Source organism: Formosa sp. A9, from assembly GCF_051200825.1.
Classification (GTDB): domain Bacteria; phylum Bacteroidota; class Bacteroidia; order Flavobacteriales; family Flavobacteriaceae; genus Formosa.
This window is the reverse complement of the sequence record NZ_CP195158.1, coordinates 2,701,585-2,724,931: the sequence shown is the minus strand read 5'-3', so window position 1 is coordinate 2,724,931 and position 23,347 is coordinate 2,701,585. Positions and strand designations below refer to the sequence as shown.

General features: G+C 35.4%; 22 protein-coding genes. 11 read left to right on the top strand and 11 right to left on the bottom strand.

The features are described 5' to 3' along the window. Positions 1–194: 194 nt before the first annotated feature. From ACR9EA_RS12005 to ACR9EA_RS11990, 4 genes are all read right to left on the bottom strand, one after another. Positions 195–2,018: an ABC transporter ATP-binding protein gene (locus ACR9EA_RS12005; protein ID WP_435133315.1), complete on the bottom strand. Its 1,824-nt coding sequence runs from the start codon at positions 2,016–2,018 to the stop codon at positions 195–197. Next, positions 2,018–3,745 (bottom strand): phospho-sugar mutase, encoded by a 1,728-nt coding sequence (locus tag ACR9EA_RS12000; protein WP_435133312.1) that lies wholly within the window; start codon positions 3,743–3,745, stop codon positions 2,018–2,020. Before ACR9EA_RS12000 ends, ACR9EA_RS12005 begins: the two co-directional genes overlap by 1 nt. A 78-nt stretch (positions 3,746–3,823) precedes the next feature. Then, complete coding sequence (locus ACR9EA_RS11995) at positions 3,824–4,774, bottom strand: glycosyltransferase family 2 protein (protein ID WP_435133310.1); 951 nt, start codon at positions 4,772–4,774, stop codon at positions 3,824–3,826. Positions 4,775–4,813: 39 nt separating this feature from the next. Beyond that, a complete protein-coding gene (locus tag ACR9EA_RS11990; protein WP_435133307.1) occupies positions 4,814–5,344 on the bottom strand; it encodes a DUF4199 domain-containing protein in 531 nt (176 codons plus the stop codon). Between the two features lie 159 nt (positions 5,345–5,503). Between ACR9EA_RS11990 and ACR9EA_RS11985 the strand changes: the two genes are divergently transcribed. Further along, positions 5,504–5,755, top strand: a complete 252-nt coding sequence (locus ACR9EA_RS11985; RefSeq protein ID WP_435048762.1) for a type B 50S ribosomal protein L31 — start codon at positions 5,504–5,506, stop codon at positions 5,753–5,755. A gap of 74 nt (positions 5,756–5,829) precedes the next feature. Beyond that, positions 5,830–7,005 (top strand): GlmU family protein, encoded by a 1,176-nt coding sequence (locus ACR9EA_RS11980; RefSeq protein WP_435133303.1) that lies wholly within the window; start codon positions 5,830–5,832, stop codon positions 7,003–7,005. Positions 7,006–7,015: 10 nt separating this feature from the next. Here ACR9EA_RS11980 and ACR9EA_RS11975 read toward each other — a convergent pair whose 3' ends face one another. Then, the gene (locus ACR9EA_RS11975) at positions 7,016–8,650 is read right to left on the bottom strand and encodes an ABC transporter substrate-binding protein (RefSeq protein WP_435133300.1); all 1,635 of its coding nucleotides are present in this window, start codon (positions 8,648–8,650) and stop codon (positions 7,016–7,018) included. Positions 8,651–8,832: 182 nt separating this feature from the next. On the opposite strand from ACR9EA_RS11975, the gene mtaB reads away from it, so the two are divergent. Then, positions 8,833–10,167, top strand: coding sequence for a tRNA (N(6)-L-threonylcarbamoyladenosine(37)-C(2))-methylthiotransferase MtaB (mtaB, locus tag ACR9EA_RS11970; protein WP_435133297.1), 1,335 nt, complete (start codon positions 8,833–8,835; stop codon positions 10,165–10,167). A gap of 71 nt (positions 10,168–10,238) precedes the next feature. Here mtaB and ACR9EA_RS11965 read toward each other — a convergent pair whose 3' ends face one another. Beyond that, entirely contained in the window at positions 10,239–10,667 is a 429-nt protein-coding gene (locus ACR9EA_RS11965) for a lipocalin family protein (RefSeq protein ID WP_435133294.1), read from the bottom strand. Positions 10,668–10,931: 264 nt separating this feature from the next. Next, on the bottom strand, positions 10,932–11,228 hold the full coding sequence (locus ACR9EA_RS11960; protein ID WP_435133291.1) for a GNAT family N-acetyltransferase: 297 nt from the start codon (positions 11,226–11,228) through the stop codon (positions 10,932–10,934). A gap of 118 nt (positions 11,229–11,346) precedes the next feature. Between ACR9EA_RS11960 and ACR9EA_RS11955 the strand changes: the two genes are divergently transcribed. Continuing rightward, positions 11,347–12,021 carry an alpha/beta hydrolase gene (locus ACR9EA_RS11955; RefSeq protein WP_435133289.1) on the top strand — a complete coding sequence of 225 codons (675 nt, stop codon included), beginning with the start codon at positions 11,347–11,349 and terminating at the stop codon, positions 12,019–12,021. A 44-nt stretch (positions 12,022–12,065) separates the two neighbouring features. Continuing rightward, positions 12,066–12,986 (top strand): lytic transglycosylase domain-containing protein, encoded by a 921-nt coding sequence (locus ACR9EA_RS11950; RefSeq protein ID WP_435133286.1) that lies wholly within the window; start codon positions 12,066–12,068, stop codon positions 12,984–12,986. Positions 12,987–13,069: 83 nt separating this feature from the next. On the opposite strand, the gene ACR9EA_RS11945 is transcribed toward ACR9EA_RS11950, so the two are convergent. The 3 genes from ACR9EA_RS11945 to ACR9EA_RS11935 are packed head-to-tail and all read right to left on the bottom strand — an operon-like array spanning position 13,070 to position 16,168. After that, positions 13,070–13,861 (bottom strand): S1/P1 nuclease, encoded by a 792-nt coding sequence (locus ACR9EA_RS11945; RefSeq protein ID WP_435133283.1) that lies wholly within the window; start codon positions 13,859–13,861, stop codon positions 13,070–13,072. 19 nt (positions 13,862–13,880) lie between these two features. Then, positions 13,881–15,236 carry a DEAD/DEAH box helicase gene (locus tag ACR9EA_RS11940; RefSeq protein WP_435139871.1) on the bottom strand — a complete coding sequence of 452 codons (1,356 nt, stop codon included), beginning with the start codon at positions 15,234–15,236 and terminating at the stop codon, positions 13,881–13,883. Between the two features lie 41 nt (positions 15,237–15,277). Then, complete coding sequence (locus tag ACR9EA_RS11935) at positions 15,278–16,168, bottom strand: aldose 1-epimerase family protein (protein WP_435133280.1); 891 nt, start codon at positions 16,166–16,168, stop codon at positions 15,278–15,280. 82 nt (positions 16,169–16,250) lie between these two features. Here ACR9EA_RS11935 and ACR9EA_RS11930 point away from each other — a divergent pair, with 82 nt between their 5' ends. Continuing rightward, a complete protein-coding gene (locus ACR9EA_RS11930; RefSeq protein WP_435133278.1) occupies positions 16,251–17,543 on the top strand; it encodes an anthranilate synthase component I family protein in 1,293 nt (430 codons plus the stop codon). Here the strand turns inward: ACR9EA_RS11930 and ACR9EA_RS11925 are convergent. Continuing rightward, positions 17,540–18,232, bottom strand: coding sequence for a hypothetical protein (locus ACR9EA_RS11925; protein WP_435133275.1), 693 nt, complete (start codon positions 18,230–18,232; stop codon positions 17,540–17,542). The genes ACR9EA_RS11930 and ACR9EA_RS11925 overlap by 4 nt on opposite strands. Positions 18,233–18,358: 126 nt before the next feature. Between ACR9EA_RS11925 and tilS the strand changes: the two genes are divergently transcribed. The 5 genes from tilS to ACR9EA_RS11900 all read left to right on the top strand — a co-directional run bounded on the left by tilS (position 18,359) and on the right by ACR9EA_RS11900 (position 23,345). Beyond that, on the top strand, positions 18,359–19,675 hold the full coding sequence (tilS, locus tag ACR9EA_RS11920; RefSeq protein ID WP_435133272.1) for a tRNA lysidine(34) synthetase TilS: 1,317 nt from the start codon (positions 18,359–18,361) through the stop codon (positions 19,673–19,675). A gap of 102 nt (positions 19,676–19,777) precedes the next feature. Next, positions 19,778–21,316 carry a YifB family Mg chelatase-like AAA ATPase gene (locus ACR9EA_RS11915; RefSeq protein WP_435133270.1) on the top strand — a complete coding sequence of 513 codons (1,539 nt, stop codon included), beginning with the start codon at positions 19,778–19,780 and terminating at the stop codon, positions 21,314–21,316. A gap of 116 nt (positions 21,317–21,432) precedes the next feature. Then, positions 21,433–21,855: a hypothetical protein gene (locus tag ACR9EA_RS11910; RefSeq protein WP_435133268.1), complete on the top strand. Its 423-nt coding sequence runs from the start codon at positions 21,433–21,435 to the stop codon at positions 21,853–21,855. Between the two features lie 6 nt (positions 21,856–21,861). Beyond that, on the top strand, positions 21,862–22,563 hold the full coding sequence (locus tag ACR9EA_RS11905; RefSeq protein WP_435133265.1) for a hypothetical protein: 702 nt from the start codon (positions 21,862–21,864) through the stop codon (positions 22,561–22,563). Then, positions 22,539–23,345, top strand: coding sequence for a sensor histidine kinase (locus ACR9EA_RS11900; protein ID WP_435133262.1), 807 nt, complete (start codon positions 22,539–22,541; stop codon positions 23,343–23,345). Before ACR9EA_RS11905 ends, ACR9EA_RS11900 begins: the two co-directional genes overlap by 25 nt. The last annotated feature ends 2 nt before the right edge of the window (positions 23,346–23,347 follow it).

Below are 23,347 nucleotides of genomic sequence, written 5' to 3'. Positions count from 1 at the left end.
CGTTTTTGAACGTTAATATTTTAAAAGCCCATAATCAACACAATCCCTAAGTTGAATTCCACGAAGAAAGGATAGACATTTTTATATGTTTGTCCTTTTTTATTTTCTTCATATATTTTTTTCTTGGATGTGTGTTTTGTCTAGTCCGAGTTTATTTCCATACCCATTTTTCTATTCAAATTATATAGCGCTTATTACTCAAAACTTTGCATTTCTACAAGTTTTTTATAGGCGCCATTGTTTTGCAGAAGTTGTTCGTGCGTACCTTGTTCTACAATTTCCCCTTTTTGCATAACCACAATGGCATCGGCATTTTGGATTGTAGAGAGTCGGTGGGCAATTACAATAGAGGTTCTGTTTTTCATCATATTTTCTAAAGCTTTTTGCACTAGGCGTTCGCTTTCCGTATCGAGCGCAGAGGTTGCTTCGTCTAATATCATGATTGGCGGATTTTTTAATACGGCACGTGCAATACTTAGGCGTTGCTTTTGCCCGCCAGAGAGCTTGTTACCAGAGTCTCCAATATTGGTGTCGATGCCGTTTGGTAAGTCCTTAACAAATTCCCAAGCGTTGGCCACTTGTAGCGCCTCTATAATATCTTGGTCTGTGGCATTGGTATTGCCAATTAGTAAATTGTTTTTAATGGTGTCGTTAAACAAAATAGAATCTTGAGTAACTAAGCCCATTAACCCACGAAGGGAGTGCTTTGTTAGGTCTCTAATGTCTTGCCCGTCTATAGTAATATTACCTTCGTTTACATCGTAAAATCGGGTAACCAGATTGGCTATGGTGCTTTTTCCGCTACCTGATTGTCCAACTAAGGCTACCGTTTTTCCTTTGCTAACGTGCAACGAAAAGTTTTTTAATACCCATTCGTCTTCATACTTAAACGATACATTATTAATATCTATAGCGGTAGTGAAATTAGGTTTGGTTACGGCATTGGGTTTATCTTTTAAAGGCGATTCTGTATTTAAAATTTCTAAAACACGTTCTGCTGCTGCATTGCCTTTTTTAACACCGTAACTGGCTTTACTAATAGCTTTTGCTGGTGTTAGTATGTTATATGCTAATCCCATATACACGAAAAATAGACCTGCATCCAAGGCATTCTCGTTAAGTACCATGCGACCGCCATACCATAATAATATAGAAATAACGGTAATGCCTAAAAATTCGCTAGTTGGCGATGCTAAATTCTGACGGTTTAATAATGTGTTAGAATAGTCGTAATATCGCGATGTAGAGGCTCGGAATTTTTGACCGAAAAGCGCTTCAGCAGTAAATCCTTTTATCACTTTAAGTCCCCCTAGTGTTTCGTCTACAATAGACAGGAAATAGCCTTGTTCTTGTTGCACACGATCCGATTTCTTTTTTAAAGATTTACCTATTAACGAAATTAAAAAACCACTTACAGGAATAAAAATGAATACAAAAATAGTTAGCTTAACGCTAATTAAGAACATGGCATTAATAGTAAAAACAATCATTAAAGGTTCTCTTACAATAAGCTCTAAAATCGATAAAAATGATGTTTGAATTTCTTGAACATCACTAGAGATCCTCGCAATACTGTCGCCTTTTCTTTTTTCGGAAAAGAACGACAGGGGTAATTCTAAATATTTATCGTACAGGGCATTTCGGATATCTTTAAGAACACCATTTCTTAAAAAAGTAATAAAATACATGGCTAGGTAGTTGAAGAAGTTTTTAAGTAAAAACATACTTACTACTAGAATAACCATAAAAATAAGCACATCGTCGTGCCCTTGGTTTGCTTTTTGGGTAACAAAATAGTTTAAATAACTTTCGGCATAATCTTTAACTTCTGTAATACCTTGCCAAACTGGTTTGGTATTTGTTTGTTTTGTTTTATCGAACAAAACGTTAAGCATAGGAAATAAAGATACCATGGCTAAAGTGCCAAAAAGCGCGTAAAAAATATTACAGATGATATTTAGTATTGCATAAACTTTATAAGGTTTTGCAAAACTAAATATTTGTTTAAAATAGTTCATTAACTAAGTTTCAGGTCTTTAATTATAGATTCTATTTTTTGTTCTAGAATCTCTTGGGTGGCATTAAACGCCTCGGTGTTTTTTAATGCAGTATTTACACTAATATAAAATTTAATTTTAGGTTCGGTTCCGCTTGGTCTTAAGGCAACTTGCGACCCATCTTCGGTATAGTAAATGATAACATTAGACTTTGGAATGTCTATGGTTGAGGTTTCTCCTGAAACTAAATTTTTGGACGTCGACGATTGGTAGTCTTCTACCTTTACAACTTTAGAATGACCAATTTCTGACATCGGATTTTCGCGGGCGTCGATCATCATTTGTGTGATTTCCTGTGCGCCTTCAATCCCTTTTTTCGTTAAGGAAATTAAACGTTCTTTATATAATCCGTGGTTTACATAAAGTTGTAATAGCTCTTTGTAAAACGAACTGCCGTTAGCTTTAGCATGAGCCGCAATTTCGCAAGCTAAAAGGGTAGAGGTTACTGCATCTTTATCGCGAACAAAATCGCCAACCATGTAACCGAAACTTTCTTCGCCACCGCCAATGAAATCCTGATTAGGGAAATCTTTTATCATTTTGGCAATCCATTTAAATCCTGTAAGACCAACTTTATAGTCTACATTATAGGCTTTTGCTAATTGGTGCATCATAGGTGTAGATACGATGGTAGAAGCGATAAATTCGTTGCCTTTTAGTTTGCCTTGGGCTTTCCATTGTTTCAATAAAAAGTCCGTCATTAAAAGCATGGTCTGATTTCCGTTTAAAAGAATCATCTTGCCATCTAAATCGCGTACAGCCACACCTAAGCGATCGCTGTCGGGGTCTGTACCTATAACAATATCGGCTTGCTCTTTTTCGGCCAAATCTAAAGCCATTTTTAAAGCTTCAGGTTCTTCTGGATTAGGTGATTTTACGGTTGGGAAATCGCCATTAGGTTCCTTTTGCTCTTCTACAATATGTACATGTTTAAAACCAGCACGTTGTAATGTCTCTGGAATGGTGGTAATAGACGTGCCGTGAAGCGGGGTAAATACAATTTTTAAACCATCGCGAGCGGCATCTGTAGTAAAGCTTCCGTTTTTTACTGAAGCATCAACAAAAGCATCGTCTATATCTTTACCTATAATATGTATTAGTTTTGGTTGTTCTTCAAATTTAATTTCAGAATAGTCCAAAGCTTCAATTTCTTTTATAATTTCGCCATCTTGTGGCGGTACTAATTGCCCACCGTCTTGCCAATATACTTTATAACCGTTGTATTCTGGTGGATTGTGAGATGCTGTTAAAACAATACCGCAATGGCAGTTTAAGTGTTTTAAGGTGAAGGATAATTCTGGAGTTGGACGCAAATCTTCGAAAAGATAAACCTCTATTTGGTTTGCCGAAAATACGTCGGCAACCACTTTTGCTAATGATTTACTATTGTGTCTGCAATCGTAGGCTATAGCTACTTTTATGGTTTCGTTAGGGAAACTTTTGTGTAAGTAATTGCTAAGGCCTTGAGTGTTTTTACCTAAGGTGTATTTGTTAATTCGGTTTGTGCCAATACCCATAATACCTCGCATACCACCAGTACCAAACTCTAGATTTTTATAAAAACTTTCTTTTAATTCGGTTGGATTATTAGCGATTAGGTTTTTTATGTGTGTTTGTGTGTCTTCGTCGAACGTAGATGTAAGCCAAGTGTTTACGCGTTCTAGTAATTGTGGTTCAATGTTAATCATAGCTTAAAGTATATTGTGAACAAAAATAATCAATTCGTATAATGTTAAGGTTTAAAGCGACGTTAAATTCCTTTCGTGTTAATTTAAATTTAGTTTGCTTTTTATAGCATATCTATTGCGATCGGGTTTAGAACGTAAAATGAGTTCGCCCAAGAAACCAGCAACAAAAAATTGCGTACCTATTATCATTGTGGTTAATGCAATATAAAACTGCGGACGTTGAGTTATGAGTCTGCCCTGCGGATTTATAAACAGTTTGTCGATACCTAAATAGGTTGCAAAACCAAACCCGATGGTAAGCATAAACACGCCTAAGGCACCAAAAAGATGCATAGGCCGTTTGCCAAACCGCGATAAAAACCAAATGGTAATAAGGTCTAAAAAACCATGAATAAAGCGGTCTATACCAAATTTGGTAACACCGTATTTCCTGGCCTGGTGTTGTACCACTTTTTCGCCAATATTTGTAAAACCGGCATTTTTAGCCAAAACAGGAATGTAACGGTGCATTTCTCCGTTTACATCTATATGTTTAATAACGTCGTTTTTATAGGCCTTTAGGCCGCAGTTAAAATCGTTTAGTTTTACTCCCGAAGTTGTTCTGGCTGCCCAGTTAAATAGTTTAGAAGGCAAATTTTTAGACAGTACAGCATCGTAACGCTTCTTTTTCCAGCCCGAAACCATATCGTAATTATCGTTTACGATCATGCTGTAAAGTTCGGGGATTTCTTCGGGGTTGTCTTGAAGGTCGGCATCCATTGTAATTACAACGTCTCCTGTTGCTTGAGCGAAACCAGCGTGTAGTGCTTGCGATTTTCCGAAATTTTTAAGGAAGCGAATGCCTTTAACCTCGGGATGACTCTGGGCTAGTTTGGAGATGATTTTCCAAGAATTATCGGTGCTCCCATCGTCTATAAAAATGATTTCATAAGAAAAACGATTGGATTGCATGACTTGTGCTATCCAATCGTAAAGTTCTTTTAAAGATTCGTGCTCGTTAAGTAGTGGTATGACTACTGATATATTCATTTATGAAATTTAGCTTTTAAAACTTCAAAAATACTATAATTAATTAGCATCTGGGTCTGTTTTTTTCAATATCAATGCAACTATCAATCCTATAACAGCGTAAAAGACCAATTGGAACGCCAAAGATTTTAATTGATTTACGGTTTCGAATTGATTTTGTTCCTGCATATCGGCAACAGCTTGATCGATGGCTTCTTGAGGGGCTCCAAAATTTTCCATCATCTGAGTCGATTTTTCAATCACTTGCTGTTTTAAAAATTCGGCAGCTTCGGGATCTATAAAATTAAAAAGTACAATACTAACTGCAGAGCTAATTAAAACACCTATGGCAATGGTTTTAAAATAAGATGTAAAGGCTTCTTTAAAACTAATAAAACCGTTTTGGGCACTTTTGGTTTTCGCAGCAGCAAAAATACCAAAGGCAATAATTACCACAAAAAGTCCTACGCCTACCCAAACGCTGGTAAGCCATTCTAGGTTAATTACATAAGCTAAAATTGTAATTGCAGATAAAAACAGGGCAAGATAAATACCGTAATTGGCACTTATAGGTTTAGAAGTGTGTTCCATAATTTTGGTTAGTTTTACATTTTAAAACAGTTAGTAAACAAATATAACAAAACGTTACAAAAACTGGGTGTAATAAAATTTATAAAAAAATATTGTGTAGTAATAAAAAATGCCTAAATTTGCAGTCTCAAAATTCGATAAGATTAAAACGCATTAGTGATGAAAAAAGATATACATCCAGAAAATTATAGAGTAGTAGCATTTAAAGACATGTCTAACGACGATGTATTTTTAACAAAATCTACTGCAAATACAAATGAAACTTTAGAAGTAGATGGTGTTGAGTATCCTTTAATAAAAATGGAAATTTCAAGAACATCACACCCATTTTACACTGGTAAATCTAAGTTAATAGATACTGCTGGTCGTATCGATAAATTCAAAAACAAATACGCTAAATTCAAAAAATAATTTAGTAACAATATATTTTAAGAAAGCCTTTCATCTATTGAAAGGCTTTTTTATTTTTACTAAAAAATTGAACCATGAATTATATTCTTTTCGATGGGCCGTCTCGTAACAGTCTTTTGCCGTTTACTTTTACACGACCTGTTGCCGATATTCGTGTGGGTATTTTAACCATTCGCGAAAAATGGGAGCACTATCTGGGTTATACGACCACAACCGTAACAGAAGATTACTTGGCCGATAAGTACCCTATGGTAGAGTTGGAGGAGAATATAATGATTAATGCTGCTTTTTTGCCTAATGAAAAATTAGTAGATGTAATACAAGGCTTAAAAGTTAATCAGGCTATATTTAAAGATGAAGATGTGATTGCGTTTTACGCACAATCGCATCAAGAGGATATTGATTTTGATGCTTATGAAGCCATCGATTTTAACGACTCGGTTTTGAAAATTGAACATACTTGGGATATTTTTTCTAAAAATGGTCAGGCCATTCAGGAAGATTTCGATTTGCTTACCAACGGCAGAACATCGCAACCCATACCAGAAACGGTAAATACCATAGCTGCCGATAATATTTTTATAGAAGAAGGAGCAGAACTTCATTTTGTAACTATAAATGCATCTAATGGTCCTGTATATATAGGTAAAGATACCTTAATAATGGAAGGCAGTTTAATTCGCGGGCCATTTGCTTTATGCGACCAAGCGGTGGTTAAAATGGGAGCTAAAATTTATGGTCCTACAACTATTGGGCCGTATTGTAAAGTTGGTGGCGAGGTTAATAATTCGGTAATGTTTGCTAATTCAAATAAAGGTCACGAAGGGTATTTGGGCAATTCGGTACTTGGCGAATGGTGTAATTTAGGAGCAGATACTAACAATTCTAATCTGAAAAATAATTATGCCGAGGTTAGGTTGTGGAGTTACGAAACCGAAAATTTTGCCAAAACAGGCCTGCAATTTTGCGGGTTAATGATGGGCGATCATAGTAAATGCGGAATTAATACTATGTTTAATACTGGTACTGTTGTTGGTGTAAATGCCAATATTTTTGGTACAGGTTATCCTAGAAATTTTGTGCCTAGTTTCAGTTGGGGGGGGAGTAGCGGTTTTACAACTTACTTAACTAAAAAGGCATTTCAGGTGGCCGAAGTGGTGATGAAGCGCCGACAAATAGAACTTACCGATGTTGACAAAGCAATTTTAGAGCATGTGTTTGAGGAAACAAAAAAATACAGACGCGATTAAATACTTGGTCTTATTCTCTTTGTTTTTTAACATGTTTTAATTCTAATAAATTGGTAGGGTTAATGCCTAATCCCGAAACATTTTTTCCTGTAAATCGTACAACTTCGTCGTAAAATAAAGGTACTATCGGTGCGTGATTGAGTACAAGCGAATCCATTTTTGTATACAATTTAGTTCTTGTTTCTAAATGGTTAGTAGTAAATGCTTGTTCGTACCATTGGTCGAATAGATTGTTTTTAAAATGTGAGTAATTTGGGCCATTAGGTGCAAAATTTTTACTGTAAAATAACGATAAGTAGTTTTCCGCATCAGGATAGTCAGCTACCCAACTGGCTCTAAACATATCTAGTTTTCCGTTGGCTTTGGCATCTTTTAAAGCAGAGGCAGGTATCACATTAATGTTTGCTACTATTCCTGTTTTTTGAATTTCGCGTTGTATGTATTCGCAAAAACTTAAATAATTACTTGTCGTGGTTATGGTTATTTCTGGGGTTTGTATGCCGGTTTCGGATATAAATTCGGCGATTAAAGCTTTTGCTTTTTCAGGCTGATACGTGTAACCAATATTTGGGTTGTATCCAGGAAGTCCTTTAGGAATAAAACCGCCTCGTGCGGGAATACCGATGCCATTACGAAGATAGGTCATCATTTTTTTTCTGTCGAAACCGTAATTAAGGGCCTTTCTAATTTTTTCTGATTGAATTTCGGGAATCTCAGAATCCATATAGAATGATAAATATTCGGTGTTTAAAAACGGCGCGCGTAGCATGTTTACACTAGAAGTGTATTTTGCTCTTAATTCGCCTTTGGCTGTTAAAATATCATCTTTATACGAAGCATCTAATCCTGATATAAAATCGATATTACCCTGTGCAAATTGTAAAAATTCACTTTGTTTATCTGGCAAAAAGGTAATGGCTATAGCTTCTAAATACGGTAAGGATGTTCCTGTTGCATCTTTTTCAAAATAATGCTTATTTTTTCTGAAAACCAGTTTAATATTTTCTTCCCAGCGCTTGCAATAAAAGGGGCCAGTGCCAATGGGGTGATTTCTAAAATCGCTTCCGTAAAAACTTACTATTTCTCTCGGGACAACCGAACAATATTTCATGGTAAGTAAGCCTAAAAATGCAGGGAAAGCTTGTTTAAGCGTTATGTTAAATGTGCTGTCGTTTATGGCTTTAAAACCATCTACTTTGTTTAAAACCCATCGTCCTGGCGACCCAACAGTCGGATTTAAAAGTCTCTTTAAACTGTACTCAAAGTCCGATGCTACAACACGTCTGGTGCTATCGTTTTTAAATAACCTGTGTTTGTGAAAAAACACATCGTTACGTAAGTTAAAACTGTAATGCAAACCGTCTTCGGAAATGGTCCAGGATTTAGCAATTGCGGGTAAAACCTGCATGCTGTCGTTCATTTGTACCAAACCGTTAAATAATTGGTTTGTGGCCGAAATATCGGCCAGATCTTTAGAAAAAGCAGGGTCTAGAGAACTTATGTTTTTATGCTCGTTATATCTGAATACTAAATGGCTATTGTCTTTTTTAGGTTCCGATTTACATCCGTTACAAAGTAAAATACCCAAGATACAAACAAAATGTATGAAGAACGTTTTATTTAGTAACCGTTTATTATGATGCATAAAATTGAAATTGATTGTAAAGTTGTTTCAAAAATACAGGTTATGGTTTTTAAAACCTTCACACAGGTGTAAATTATTTTAATGTTTCTGTTTAAAATGTGTTGAAAAACGAGGTATTAAGAGCCTTTTAACGAATAACACATTGGTTTTTTGTAAATTTGCAGCGTTTTAGAATAAAAATTATGACTCGACAAAAAGTAGCATTTTATACTTTAGGCTGTAAATTAAACTTTTCCGAAACTTCAACCATAGCAAGAAGTTTTAAGGATGAAGGCTTCGATCGCGTAGATTTTTCCGATCCTGCCGATATTTATGTAATTAACACATGTTCGGTTACCGATAATGCCGATAAACGTTTTAAGACCATTGTAAAACAAGCCCAAAAAGTAAATCCTAATGCTTTTGTTGCAGCAGTAGGCTGTTATGCACAATTAAAACCACAGGAATTAGCAGATGTCGATGGTGTTGATTTGGTTTTGGGTGCAACAGAAAAATTTAAAATAACCGATTATTTAAACGATTTAACTAAAAACGATTTTGGTGAAGTCCATGCTTGCGAAATAGAAGAAGCCGATTTTTATGTAGGCAGTTACTCGATAGGGGATAGAACACGTGCGTTTTTAAAAGTGCAGGATGGTTGCGATTACAAGTGTACTTACTGTACTATTCCGTTAGCACGTGGCATTTCTAGAAGCGATACTTTAAAGAATGTGCTTAAAAATGCTAAAGAAATCTCGCAAAAAAATATCAAAGAAATTGTTCTTACGGGAGTAAATATCGGAGATTATGGTAAAGGCGAGTTCGGTAATAAAAAACACGAACATACGTTTTACGAATTGGTGGAGGCTTTAGATGAGGTTGAAGGAATAGAACGTTTACGAATTTCTTCTATAGAACCAAATCTGCTTAAAAACGAAACGATAGAATTTGTTGCAGATAGCCGAACTTTCGTGCCGCATTTTCATATTCCGTTGCAAAGCGGCAGTAATACCATTTTAAAAGCCATGCGTCGTCGTTATATGAAAGAATTATATGTAGATCGCGTAGATTCTATAAAAAACACGATGCCTCACGCTTGTATTGGTGTTGATGTTATTGTAGGTTTTCCTGGTGAAACAGACGAGTTATTTTTAGAAACCTATAATTTTCTGGCCAATTTAGATGTGTCTTATTTGCATGTGTTTACCTATTCCGAGCGCGATAATACTTTAGCAGCAGAGATGGATGGTGTTGTGCCTAAACATGTGCGATCTAAGCGCAGTAAAATGCTAAGAGGCTTGTCGGTTAAAAAGCGTCGTGCGTTTTACGAAAGTCAACTAGGTACCACCCGAACGGTATTATTTGAAAGTGAAAATAAAGAAGGTTATATACACGGTTTTACCGAAAATTACGTAAAGGTAAAAGTGCCATGGAATCCAGAATTGGTTAACACTTTGCATGATGTTACACTAACAAAAATTGATGAAGACGGTTTGGTAAGATTCGATTTTATGGCAGATAAAGCGCGCTATGCTTAAAATAAATAAACAAAAAAACGGCAACTTAATAATTTTAAAGTTGCCGTTTTTTGTTTTAGATGCATGCGTTTTTATAAACGCGTGTAGGTTTCAGTAATAACGCCATCTAAAGTAATATTGTATTGAATAACAAGAGTGTCTTTGGTTAGGGTAGTTACTGTTAAAGTCATTGTTTCCATGTCTTTAAAATTCCCCTGCCAATCTACAGTCAATACATTGTCTAGTTGCTCGTAGTTGGCTTCTCTAATTACATCTTCACCATTATCTCCAAATTCCAAATACGTAAACTTGGCTGTGTTATCTTCAGAAAAAACTATGATGTTTTTCTCTGGATCTCCAAAGTCTATTCCGTTATAGGTGCTAGTAACACCAATCCATTCTCCAATTAAAGTTGGTTCGGCAGTTGCAGTTTCTTCTTCGCTAGTTGCATCATCGCTAGAGCATGATGTTATAAAAAACATAGCAAAAATAAATAAGTAGGTTAGTTTCATTGTTTTCATAATTGTATGTGTTTAATTATTAATTACTTGGGACATAGTAAATGTAATAATAAAATTCAAACAATCGCTAAAAAGTTTCATTTTATCGATGAAATGCATGTTTTTAATAAATCAAGTCTTTCTGAGTAGGTGAAAATGGGCTAAATTGAATCTTATATTAAGAAGATACAGCGTGAAGCTTTTAAATGTAAGGTGAAGGATTTGGTGTTTTTAGGAAAATGTATGGCAAAAAAAAAGCTACTTAAAAAGTAGCTTATATTGTGTTTAAATTCTAACTCCAATGGGCAAAAGACTTTTGTATTGTCTGTTTTTTCTAATAAACTTAGCAATGTCTGGACTTGTAGGAACGACGCTTAAATTGCGTTCTTCAACAATATCGAAGACAGCAGTTAGAAAATTCGTTTTAAAATCTTCAGAATTTAAAACTTCGGGAACGATTAACTTAGTTAAAAAAATCTTACGTTCTTGTAAAGAATATTCAATTTTTGCAATTTCGTCGTTAACTTTGTATTCAAATTGGCGTAAAAAATCGTTGTCTATTACTTCTGCAGTTTCTGTCATGATCATATTTTTTAACGAGTGTAGAGATGGAAAATAGGAGTAACTATTTCGTGAAAAATCTGATGCAAATTTACAAAAAAAAATGCAATTACTAAAGAGTTTAACACTTTAATAGCTTATGAATCAAGACTTAATACATGTGTATTTTATGCCGGGTATGGCTGCCAACCCTTCAATATTCGAATATGTTAACCTGCCTAAAGAACGTTTTAAGGTGCATTTGTTGGAATGGAAGTTACCAAAACCTAACGAAACGCTTAAGGCGTATGCACAGCGGATGTGCACTTTCGTTACCGAAGATAATGTAGTGCTTTTAGGCGTGTCGTTTGGCGGAATTCTGGTACAGGAAATGAGTGCTTTTGTAAATACTCAACAGGTTATTGTGGTTTCGAGTGTTAAAACCAAATATGAGCTTCCTCGACGTATGAAATTAGCTAAAGCAACTAAGGCTTATAAAATGGTTCCTACGCAACTTTTGGGTAATGTAGAGCTTTTAGCTAAATATGCTTTTGGAGAAACGGCGACCAAACGCGTAGAACTTTATAAAAAATATTTGTCGGTTAGTGATAAGGTATATTTAGACTGGGCCATAGAGCAGATTATTTGTTGGGATAGAGAGACCGTTTTACCTAAAGTTGTTCATATTCACGGCGATAAAGATGCTGTGTTTCCTTATCAATATATAACCGATTGCATAACGGTTAAAAACGGAACACATGTTATGATTATTAATAAATATAAGTGGTTTAACGAAAACTTGCCTAAAATAATTTTAGGGCATAATGTGGCCTGAAAATTGATGAACTTTCAGTAATTTTATGCAAAACTTATTAAATTATGAAGCCAATCCAAAAGGGACTCATGTTTGTGGGATTATTAAGTTTGTCGGCATTATTCATCAATGCGGTTCAAGACCCTCAAACCAATGAAAATTTCGAAAAAAAATTAATTAACGACTATAACGTTTATGCCTTGCAAATGCCAGAGCAATTAGATTTTGCTGGCGAGGCACTACCTCTTAACGATCCCGATATTTACGAACGTATGGATAGGGAATTGTTGGTAAATACCTATTGGCAGTCTAACGGCTTATTGTTGTTTAAACGTGCCCATAAATATTTTCCTATTATAGAACCTATTTTAAAAAAACATAACATTCCCGATGATTTTAAATATTTGGCAGTTATAGAAAGCGGCTTAACTAATGCCGTTTCGCCAGCAGGCGCCAAAGGGTTTTGGCAAATTATGCCGACTACAGGAAAGGAATATGGATTGGAAGTTAACGATAATGTAGACGAACGTTATCATTTAGAAAAAGCTACCGAAGTGGCTTGCGAGTATTTAAAAAAATCTAAGCAAGATTTTGGTTCGTGGACGCTTGCAGCTGCAGCTTACAATGCAGGTAATTATGGAGTAACTAAACAATTAGATCGCCAAAAAGTTACCGATTATTACGATTTGTTATTAGGGGAAGAAACGGGACGTTATATTTTTAGAATTGTGGCTTTAAAGGAAATTTTAAACAATCCTTTAAAGTATGGTTTCAATTTTAGAGAGAAGGATTTGTACAGTGATATCCCAACATATACTGTAAAAGTAGATACTGCAGTTACCGATTTCGCCGATTTTGCTAAAGGTTTTGGTATTAATTATAAGGTTTTAAAAATTCATAATCCTTGGTTACGCGAATCGTTTTTAAATAATAAATCCAGAAAATTATACGAGATTAAAATACCAGAAAAAGGGTATTATAATTAATCAATCATTTTTACAGCATAACAAAAGCGCCGATAAAATTTTAAATCTTATCGGCGCTTTTGTATTTGTTTTAGATTCCTTTTTTAGAAAATGTCGTTTAATACTTTAGCAAGTCTAATACCTCCTTTTTGTAGTTGCGATCTTACTGTATTAAAGTGGTTGTAAGAGTATTTGTAACCAAGTTTATCGTTTGTTTCGGTGTCTTTGTAAATGGTGTTGGCTAGTGCATGCGATTCGTTTACCCAATCTACAATAGAACCTTCTTCGATAGCTTTTACCTGTGCTTTTGTGAGCGCATCTGCGTTTAAGGCCAATTCGCTATAACTCATATTAAATCCATTAATCATATCGCTATCCCAAACACGATGCAAATTGGTGTTTTTGCCCATATAGGTCACTTTAATATCATTTCCTCCTTTATCTTCAGCCAGACCAGCATGAAGCGGCTGATGAATGTCTCCAATTAAATGAATTAATAATTTTAAGTAAAAGGCTTTATCATCGTCAGAGCTGGTATCATCTTTAATAATTTCGATGCAATAATTAATACCTGTTACGATATCGCCATCTGGATTTTTTGTGGAGTCTTGGTACGATTGGTTGGCTTCCATATTTACAAAGTGCCAAGAGTAGAATTTGTCGTAACGCTTATCCGATTTAATTTCGTCGGCATAAGTAGATACAAAGGCCAATGTTTGACGGTTTAATAATTTTTTGATGGCACGTTTTGTACTGCCTTTTAAATAATTGTCGGCAATTTTACCAACCACGCGATGTCCTGTTGGGCCCCATTCTGGAGTGGGTTTTACATTGGCAGAACTTAAGCTTACAAATAGAACTGTAAAACTTAATAGGGCAAAATGTTTTAGTGTCATAGCAAGTAGAGGTCTAAATTTATTTTCTTCGTTTATTTTTTTTGTTGGCGTTTTTATCGCCTCGTGTTTTAGGCTTTTTGTATTTTTTTGCAATTTCCCTGCGGTACGAACCGCCTAGATTTTCTTTTTTGTTTTTGGCTTTCTTTTCATGAAACGCCGGGCCAGGAATGTCTTCCGCTTTAAGTTTTAGCGGGTTATTTCGTTCTTTAACTTTAATACGTTCTTCTTCCAACAGGTCGTTCGATACTTCTACTTCCTCAGGAAAATCGTTCAGAGGAATGTCCATTTGCATTAGTTGCTCTATACGTTTTAAGGCGTCTAATTCTTTTTCTGTCGAAAATAATATGGCATGCCCTTGGCGCTCTGCACGACCAGTTCTACCAATACGATGAATGTAATTTTCGGGAAATTCTGGAGTGTCAAAATTAATTACGTGCGACACGTTATCGATATCCAATCCACGAGCCATAACATCTGTAGCAACTAAAATACGATTGTCTCCGTTTCTAAATTGCTCTATACTGCGCAATCTGTAATTTTGCGTTTTGTTGGAGTGAATAACACAACTTTCTTCAGAAAAAGTCTGGTCTAATGCTTCAAATAGGCGATCGGCCATCTTTTTTAAAGCCACGAAAATGATAACTTTATTAAAACGCTCTTTATCTTGAAGCAACGCATTTAGTAGATTAACTTTTGTGTAAAAGTTAGGCACACTGTAACGTTCTTGTTGAATATTTTCTAGTGGTGTTCCAGAAACAGCAATAGAAACACGTTCTGGCAAAATAAAAAAGTCGTTAATTAGCTCGTCTACATCTTGCGTCATGGTTGCCGAAAACATGATGTTTTGCCTACGCTCAGGTAAAATGTCGAATATGTTTATTAGTTGATGTCTAAACCCTAAGTCTAGCATAACATCAACTTCATCTATTACTAATTTTTGTATCGATCTTAACTGTAGCACTCGGCTAACCGCTAAATCGTAAAGTCTACCAGGTGTGGCCACAAGTATATCTAGTCCTTGTGCGACTTGTTGTTTTTGCGTGTTGATGTTTGTGCCACCGTAAACACCCAGAACTCTGGTGTTAATGTATTTTGCAAGCTTTTCAATTTCATCTACAACTTGCACTACCAATTCTCTGGTAGGCACTAAAATTAAAATTCTAGGGTTGTCCTGTTTCGAGAATTTTAATTGTTTTAAAATAGGTAGCATATAGGCAAAGGTTTTACCTGTACCTGTTTGCGCAATGCCTACCACGTCTTTACCCGAGCTTACTACATTAAAGGCTTGTTCTTGTATAGGCGTTGGTGTTGTAAAGCCTAAATCGTCTAGCGCATTGTATAAGGGGGTGTTTAAATTTAAATCTTGAAAAGTCACCTGTTGTAATTTAGAAGGCAAAGTTAAGGCTATTATTCGTTTTAAACTAAATGCTTAGGGTCTATTTCTATGCTATAGCTGGCTTGAAATACTTTTGAAGGTGCTAATTGTTGTATGCCCTCTTTTTGCGTAAAATCTAAATTATGATTTTCGTGATCGGCAATACCTAACCAAGGTTCTATACAAACATAATTAGCATTTGGCTTGGCCCAAATACCTAAATAAGGGAAATCTGGATAGCGAACAGCCAAAATATTACCATGATTTTTGCTTTTTAACGACACTTTTCGGGATGATAATGCTTTAAAAATTAGCGCATCGTTATTAAATAAATCGTAACGTAAAGGAATGGTATTCTGATTAGAAATGATAGAAAAGGTTTGGTCTGTAATTAATCCCTTTTCCATGTTTAATACATAAGATTCGGCAGTTTCCTCATGTTCAAACTCCAAATAATAATCGGTATATGCTTCGTCTTTAAAAACCGGACATTTAAAAGCGGGATGACCACCTACCGAAAAATACATGGTTTTGTTGTCTAAATTTTCAATGTAATGCGAAACGGTTAGCGTATTGTCTTGTAACTTAAATGCAATTTTAAAATCGAATTTATAAGGATAAATTTTTAATAGCTCGGTATTGTATTTTAGATTGAAAACAAGTTCGTCATCCGATTGTTTTTCCAGCGTAATATCTGAATTTCGTCTTACAAAGCCATGTTTCGGGATGGCATACGGTTTATTGTCTATAAGTATATGGTCGTTTTTTAAAGACCCAATTACAGGAAATAAATTAGGAGCAAAACTTCCCCAAATATCTGGGTTGGCGTCCCACATAAAATTTGTTTTATTCTTGATGCTGCTAATGTCGCATAACTCGGCTCCCGTTTGGTTTACGGTAATTTTTAACAGATTATTTTGAAGACTATACATTTATAAAAAAGATTTAAACTAAAATACAAAAGTCTAACTTTTTTAAAGAAACTAACTAACTTTACACCGAAATTTAGCAGCATTGCGTCTTACAAAAACAAAATATATAAACGATGTACCTGCGTTTAAAAACCAGCTTTTAACGTGGAGTCAGCAATTTAATGAAGTGGTTTGGATGGACTCTAACCAATACCAAACTTCGTATTCCAGTTACGATGCTATTTTAGCTGTAGATGCCTTTACGAGTATACAAACCGATTATGTTTCGGCTTTCGATACGCTTCAAGACTACCAGCAAACCACAAACGATTGGATTTTTGGATATCTTACTTACGATGTAAAAAATGGGTTAGAACCCTTGACATCTGGTAATTTTGATGGTTTAGAATTTGCAGATTTATTTTTTTTTCAGCCTAAAAAAGTGTTTTTGTTTAAAGGAAATCAGGTAGAGTTTCACTACTTAAATATGGTTGATGACGAGTTGGAATCTGATTTTGAAGCCATAAGTGCCACAGAAATTCTTGAAGAACAGCCTTTAGCTTACCCAATAAAAATTAAATTACGTATCCATAAAGATGCGTATTTTGAAAAGGTAACTGCCATGCTTCAGCACATTCATAGAGGCGATATTTACGAAGCTAATTTTTGTCAGGAATTTTATGCAGAAGATGCAGAAATACATCCGTTGTACATCTATCAAAAATTAAATGCAGTATCGCATCCGCCTTTTGCAACGTTTTTAAAGGTGGCCGATAAGTATGCCATATCGGCATCGCCAGAACGCTATATTAAAAAGGAAGGCACAACCATAATATCTCAACCAATAAAAGGTACGGCAAAACGCGCTGATGATTCCGAAGTAGATTTAACGTTAAAAAATCAGTTGGAACATAGCGAAAAAGAGCGCAGCGAAAACATTATGATTGTAGATTTGGTGCGTAACGATTTAAGTAAAACAGCACTAAAAGGCACAGTAAAGGTTGAAGAACTGTGCAAAGTATATACTTTCGAGCAAGTGCACCAAATGATTTCTACCGTTACCGCTAAAATTCCTGAAAGTACACCGCCAGTAGAGGTGTTAAAAACAACGTTCCCGATGGGGAGCATGACTGGGGCACCTAAACTTTCTGCTATGAAAATTATAGAAGCCTTAGAGGAAACCAAGCGCGGACTTTACTCTGGTACCATAGGTTATTTTACCCCACTTGGCGATTTCGATTTTAATGTCGTAATACGGAGTATTTTGTATAATGCCGCTAAGCGTTACGTTTCGTATTCTGTGGGTGGTGCTATTACAGCTAAAAGCAATCCGTTAAGCGAATACGAAGAATGTTTGGTAAAAGCTAAAGCTATGCGCGAGGTTTTAGAGGGTTAATCGATGTGTTTTCTAAACCGTTTTTTTACGTTGTAAAGAATGTTTTCTATACGTTTTACTTCTATTTTTTTTATTCTAGATATGTCTTCAAAAGGTAAATTGGCAAAAACATATAAATCTACCACATTAGAAATCCGAATAGGCAACCAACCGTAAAACTTGCTGACGAGCGTTCGACCTTTTTCGGTTTTATCGGCTTTTAAATCTAATGCATCTAATATTTTGGCATTGTTTTCATCTTCAGTGAAATTGTTGTTAGATTTGTTGTTTTGTTTGTACGAAATATCGTCCAATTCGTCTAGCATAACAAAATCCATGTCGCCATCTATAGTGTAAGGTTCTTCCAAACGGTCTAATTCTTCCTGTAATAGCGTATTGGTGCTTATGGTCTGTTGGTGATGTCCTTCCTTTAAAAAGAGCTCTTCTAAATAGATGTCTATAATTCTAAAAAGTTTAATTTTTAAATCGTGCGACGGCATATCGGTATCGTAACCTTTCTCGTAGAGCCTGATAATGCAGTCGTCTATCACCCCGTTAGAATGGTATAAATTTTTGGGTAATACTCCCACCGATTCGCCAATGTGTAAGCGATGTTTAACATAAGGTTGCAGGCTAGGAATTATAGAAAGTATTTTTTTGTTAAAGGCAGTTTGGGCATCTTTTTCTGGGTGTGTTTTAGAGGTTTCCATAAGCTAAATGCGTTTAAGATGAACTGTCTTAAAGTTACTAAAATTAATCGTTCGCAAATGTTAATAGATTTGTATTTATCTAAAAATGTAGGTTTAAAGGGGTGTTTAAAATTGTATATTTGAAGCATGTTACAGAGGTTTAAAAATCACATCCAAACACAGTTTCCAGAATTGTTTCAAAAGCGTTTAATATTAGCTATATCTGGTGGTATAGATAGTATTGTGCTATTGCATTTATGCAAAACCGTAGGGCTAAATGTTGCTTTGGCACATTGTAATTTTGGGTTGAGAGCAGACGAAAGCGATGCCGACGAAGCGTTTTTAACAGCTTTGGCAACACATTTAGAATTAGAGATGTTTACAGAGCGTTTTAATACTGAACAATATGCATCCGATACTAAATTGTCTATACAAATGGCAGCGCGAGAGTTACGGTATAGATGGTTTGAAGAATTGGTTAGTCAGTTAAAATTCGATTATGTGTTGGTTGCTCACCATGCCGATGATAATTTAGAAACTTTTTTTATCAATTTATCGCGTGGTACAGGTTTGGACGGATTAACAGGTATTCCAGAAACAAACGGATATATTTTAAGACCTTTATTGCCGTTTTCGAGAGACGAAATTGCTGCTTATGCCAATCAGCAGCAGTTGCAATGGCGAGAAGATAGCAGTAATAGTTCTACTAAATATTTAAGAAATAAACTCAGGCATGAGGTTATTCCTATTTTAAAAGATATTAACCCGCAATGGCTGCAAAATTTTAGTAAAACACAGCAGCATTTACAAGACACCAAATTCTTAGTAGATGATTACATGACGCAAGTGTACAACGATGTTGTAACTTTAGATGACGATAAACTAAAATTTAATATCGCCAAATTACTTAAATACCCCAAACCCAAAGCGTATTTATACGAGTTGTTAAAAAGCTATCAATTTACCGCCTGGGACGATATTTTAAATCTGTTATTTGCCCAATCGGGAAAGCAGGTGTTTTCCGAAACCCATAGACTCTTAAGAGATCGCGAGTATTTAATTTTAGATACCTTAGACAATGCGCCCAATAGCGTTAAAACCAATTACAGTGTTAATACGGATTTTGAAGATGTAGATACCGAATTCGGAACGCTTGTGTTTACTTCCGTTTCAGAAATTGGAGACACAAATTCCAATTGTATATATGTAGATCAAGATACATTGAAACATCCCGTAATTATTAGAAAATGGGAGCAAGGCGACTTTTTTTACCCCTTAGGAATGCAGGGTAAAAAAAAGCTGAGTAAATATTTTAAAGATGAAAAATTATCACTTTTCGAAAAAGAAGCAGTTTGGGTATTATGTTCCAATACAGAAATTGTTTGGGTAATTAACAGGCGAGCAGATGGTCGGTTTAAAGTGAATTCCAATACAAAGCATATTTTAAAAATAGAAGTGCAATAATCTTTAAGTTTCAACTTCAAGTATTAAATAATTTAAACTTTAAAAGCTTTTGGTTTAGGTAGTTAGTTCAATTTTCTTATTTTTAAGAAAACTAACCAAACCATGCTCAAAAAAGTATTTGGTAGTGCTGTTTTTGGGGTCGATGCCACTACCATAACCGTAGAGGTAAATGTAGATTCAGGAATAGGCTACCACCTTGTAGGATTACCCGATAATGCCATAAAGGAGAGTAATTATAGAATTGCTGCTGCATTACAAAATAATGGTTATAAAATACCAGGCAAGAAAATCATTATTAACATGTCGCCTGCCGATTTGCGTAAAGAAGGATCCGCCTACGATTTAACATTAGCTTTAGGTATACTAGCAGCAAGTAAACAAATTCCAGCAAAAGATTTAGAGCGTTATATTATTATGGGTGAACTGTCGTTAGATGGCACTTTGCAGCCTATTAAAGGCGCTTTGCCTATAGCATTGCAAGCGCGTAAAGAAGGTTTTAAAGGTTTTATACTGCCTAAACAAAATGCTAAAGAAGCCGCTATTGTAAACGATTTAGAAGTGTTTGGAGTTGAAAGTATTAAGGAAGTTATCGATTTCTTCAAAGATGATATTCCTTTGCAACAAACCATAATAAATACACGTGAAGAATTTTATAAACATTTGGATGTCCCTGAATTCGATTTTGCCGATGTAAAAGGACAGGAAAGTATAAAACGCTGCATGGAAATAGCGGCAGCTGGTGGACATAACATCATTTTAATAGGGCCACCTGGCTCCGGAAAAACAATGCTTGCCAAACGATTACCTTCTATTTTACCGCCAATGACATTGCATGAGGCGCTAGAAACTACCAAAATTCATTCTGTTGTTGGGCGCGTAAAATCCGATATCGGGCTCATGTCGCAGCGTCCTTTTAGAAGTCCTCATCATACCATTTCGAACGTTGCCTTAGTCGGTGGCGGAAGTTATCCGCAACCTGGAGAGATTTCATTGTCGCACAATGGTGTGTTGTTTTTAGATGAATTACCAGAATTTAAACGCGATGTTTTAGAAGTGATGCGGCAGCCTTTAGAAGATCGGGAGGTTACCATTTCTAGAGCCAAATTTACTGTAACTTATCCCAGCAGTTTTATGTTGGTAGCCAGTATGAACCCGAGTCCGAGTGGGTATTTTAACGACCCCAATGCACCAGTTACGTCGTCGCCTGCCGAAATGCAACGGTATTTAGGTAAAATTTCTGGACCATTACTAGATCGAATAGATATTCATATAGAAGTGACTCCTGTCCCTTTCGAAAAACTTTCAGAAGAGCGCAATGGCGAGCCTTCGGTTTCCATAAGAGATCGTGTTACTAAAGCCAGAAGTTTGCAAACCGAACGTTTTAAAACCTACGATAATTTGCATTATAATGCCCAAATGGGAAGTAAGCACATTAGACTGTTTTGTAAGTTGGACGACGTGTCTTTGCAATTGTTGAAAACAGCAATGGAACGATTAAACCTTTCGGCTAGAGCTTACGACCGTATTTTAAAAGTAGCAAGAACCATAGCCGATTTAGAAGCTTCAAAAACCATACAAGGCCATCATATTAGCGAAGCGATTCAGTACAGAAGTTTAGATCGTGAAGGTTGGTTGGGGTAATGTACTTTTTATGGATATCAGATTTAAAAATATCATTATGCCTGTAAAATATAATTAGTACTTTTAAAGGAAGAAATTTTAATCTTAAAATAATAACTCATATAAAATCAATTACAATGGATGAAAAATTAAACGAAACAGAAGCGCCTCGTGGCTTAATAACACCCGAGCAGGCCAAAGCTTTAGATGAGGCGTACAATTCTAGACACGAAGCAGTAAGCAAGTTTTTGGGTAAACCAGATAACCGCTCGACTTGGTATTCTTTAGATGAGATTAAAAAATTCTTGGCTTACGCCGAAAAGCAAGCAGAAGAACTTGGCTACACGTTTGACGGTATTCGGGTTTATGAAGGCGCCCATAAAGAGGATAATTTAACAACCATGTTTTTAATACCTACGGGCACTAAAAAAAGTTCTGAAAAATCGCAGGATAATATAGCTTATAAAGCGGCCGCTGCACCGAGTGGCGATGTTCCTGGAGGTGGAGGATTAAATATGGGAACAGCGGGAGATCCTCCAGCTGCAAATTATCCTCAATAACATTCAATGAAGGAATTTTTATTTAGCTATTACAGCATTTTAATAATTTCTGTAGAAGCCTTAGCAGCTGTAACTGCACTACTTTGTTATAAAAAGTATAAGCATACAGTTGCTAAGTTTTTTATTTATTTTCTTATTTATGTATTCATTTGCGAAACAATTGCATTGTACACTTATCAAGTGGAGGACGGCGTGTTTAGTGTTTTAAAAGGCACTTTATTTGCGCGAAATTACTGGTGGATTAATTTAACTTGGGGGGTAGGCTCTACATTGTTTTATTGCTTCTTTTATTACAAACTTATAAACGCTAGTAAGGTTAAAGTGTTTATAAAGATTATTTTAGGCGTATTTCTGTTGTTTTGCTTAAGTGTAATTGCCTTAAATGTAAACAGGCTTTTTACAGGTCTTGTTCCGTCCATTATGGTATTTAGCGAACTTATAATTTTGTTCTTAGTAAGTGTTTACTTTTTCGAAATGTTGCAATCAGATCGTATATTAAACTTTTATAAATCTATTTATTTTTACATTAGTGCGACAATGTTTATTTGGTTGATTATTATAACTCCAATAGTGTTTTACAATATGTATTACACAAAAAAAGATATGGATTTTGTGCTTTTACAGCGCTTAATTTCTTCGTCTGCTAATATATTTATGTATTTAACTTTTACCTTTGCCTTATTATGGTGCAAACCGGAGAATCGATAGTAAGTACATCTGCAGAACGCTACATGTTAGTTTACATGATAGGTGTGTTGTTTATTGTTGGTACGTTAATTATTGTTTTTTTTATCACTTTCCAAAAAAGAAAAAACAAACTATTGCTAGATAAAATTAAGCAACAGCAGTTATTTGAAGAAGAAATTGCCAAAACCCAAATCGAAATCCAGGAACAAACGCTTAAAAATATAGGGCAAGATTTGCACGATAATGTTGGTCAATTATTATCGGTAGCTAATATGCAGTTAAGCATGCTTTCCAGACAAGTCCCCACCGATTTAGCAGAATCGTTTTCCGAAACCAAAGGCATCGTAAAAGAAAGTTTGCAAGAGCTTCGCGGTTTGTCTAAATCGTTAAATAGCGATGTTATAGCGCATCACGGATTTCAAGAATCTATACATAATGAAATAGAACGCTTTAATAAATTGGGACTGTTACAGGCTGAATTGTTTGTAAATGGAAATCCTGATTTGTTATCTGAAACTAAAGATACCATCATTCTTTTTCGCATTGTTCAGGAGTTTTTCTCAAATACTATAAAATATTCTGAAGCATCACATTTAAAAGTCGACATCAATTATGGCAACGATTTTATGTTGGTTAACGTTAGTGACGATGGCGTAGGTTTCGATATGAATACTGTAAAACACGGCGCTGGGTTGTTGAATATGAAAAGTAGGGCAGCCTTAATAGATGCAACTATACGTTTAAGCTCCAAACCCAAAGCAGGAGTGCAACTGGAACTAAAATATCCTTACAGACACGGTTAGGT

What these genes read in the sequence shown, in the direction of transcription:
- ACR9EA_RS12005 (WP_435133315.1), bottom strand. Translation starts at nt 2,018, where the DNA reads ATGAACTATTTTAAACAAATATTTAGTTTTGCAAAACCTTATAAAGTT.
- ACR9EA_RS12000 (WP_435133312.1), bottom strand. Translation starts at nt 3,745, where the DNA reads ATGATTAACATTGAACCACAATTACTAGAACGCGTAAACACTTGGCTT.
- ACR9EA_RS11995 (WP_435133310.1), bottom strand. Translation starts at nt 4,774, where the DNA reads ATGAATATATCAGTAGTCATACCACTACTTAACGAGCACGAATCTTTA.
- ACR9EA_RS11990 (WP_435133307.1), bottom strand. Translation starts at nt 5,344, where the DNA reads ATGGAACACACTTCTAAACCTATAAGTGCCAATTACGGTATTTATCTT.
- ACR9EA_RS11985 (WP_435048762.1), top strand. Translation starts at nt 5,504, where the DNA reads ATGAAAAAAGATATACATCCAGAAAATTATAGAGTAGTAGCATTTAAA.
- ACR9EA_RS11980 (WP_435133303.1), top strand. Translation starts at nt 5,830, where the DNA reads ATGAATTATATTCTTTTCGATGGGCCGTCTCGTAACAGTCTTTTGCCG.
- ACR9EA_RS11975 (WP_435133300.1), bottom strand. Translation starts at nt 8,650, where the DNA reads ATGCATCATAATAAACGGTTACTAAATAAAACGTTCTTCATACATTTT.
- mtaB (WP_435133297.1), top strand. Translation starts at nt 8,833, where the DNA reads ATGACTCGACAAAAAGTAGCATTTTATACTTTAGGCTGTAAATTAAAC.
- ACR9EA_RS11965 (WP_435133294.1), bottom strand. Translation starts at nt 10,667, where the DNA reads ATGAAAACAATGAAACTAACCTACTTATTTATTTTTGCTATGTTTTTT.
- ACR9EA_RS11960 (WP_435133291.1), bottom strand. Translation starts at nt 11,228, where the DNA reads ATGACAGAAACTGCAGAAGTAATAGACAACGATTTTTTACGCCAATTT.
- ACR9EA_RS11955 (WP_435133289.1), top strand. Translation starts at nt 11,347, where the DNA reads ATGAATCAAGACTTAATACATGTGTATTTTATGCCGGGTATGGCTGCC.
- ACR9EA_RS11950 (WP_435133286.1), top strand. Translation starts at nt 12,066, where the DNA reads ATGAAGCCAATCCAAAAGGGACTCATGTTTGTGGGATTATTAAGTTTG.
- ACR9EA_RS11945 (WP_435133283.1), bottom strand. Translation starts at nt 13,861, where the DNA reads ATGACACTAAAACATTTTGCCCTATTAAGTTTTACAGTTCTATTTGTA.
- ACR9EA_RS11935 (WP_435133280.1), bottom strand. Translation starts at nt 16,168, where the DNA reads ATGTATAGTCTTCAAAATAATCTGTTAAAAATTACCGTAAACCAAACG.
- ACR9EA_RS11925 (WP_435133275.1), bottom strand. Translation starts at nt 18,232, where the DNA reads ATGGAAACCTCTAAAACACACCCAGAAAAAGATGCCCAAACTGCCTTT.
- tilS (WP_435133272.1), top strand. Translation starts at nt 18,359, where the DNA reads ATGTTACAGAGGTTTAAAAATCACATCCAAACACAGTTTCCAGAATTG.
- ACR9EA_RS11915 (WP_435133270.1), top strand. Translation starts at nt 19,778, where the DNA reads ATGCTCAAAAAAGTATTTGGTAGTGCTGTTTTTGGGGTCGATGCCACT.
- ACR9EA_RS11910 (WP_435133268.1), top strand. Translation starts at nt 21,433, where the DNA reads ATGGATGAAAAATTAAACGAAACAGAAGCGCCTCGTGGCTTAATAACA.
- ACR9EA_RS11905 (WP_435133265.1), top strand. Translation starts at nt 21,862, where the DNA reads ATGAAGGAATTTTTATTTAGCTATTACAGCATTTTAATAATTTCTGTA.
- ACR9EA_RS11900 (WP_435133262.1), top strand. Translation starts at nt 22,539, where the DNA reads ATGGTGCAAACCGGAGAATCGATAGTAAGTACATCTGCAGAACGCTAC.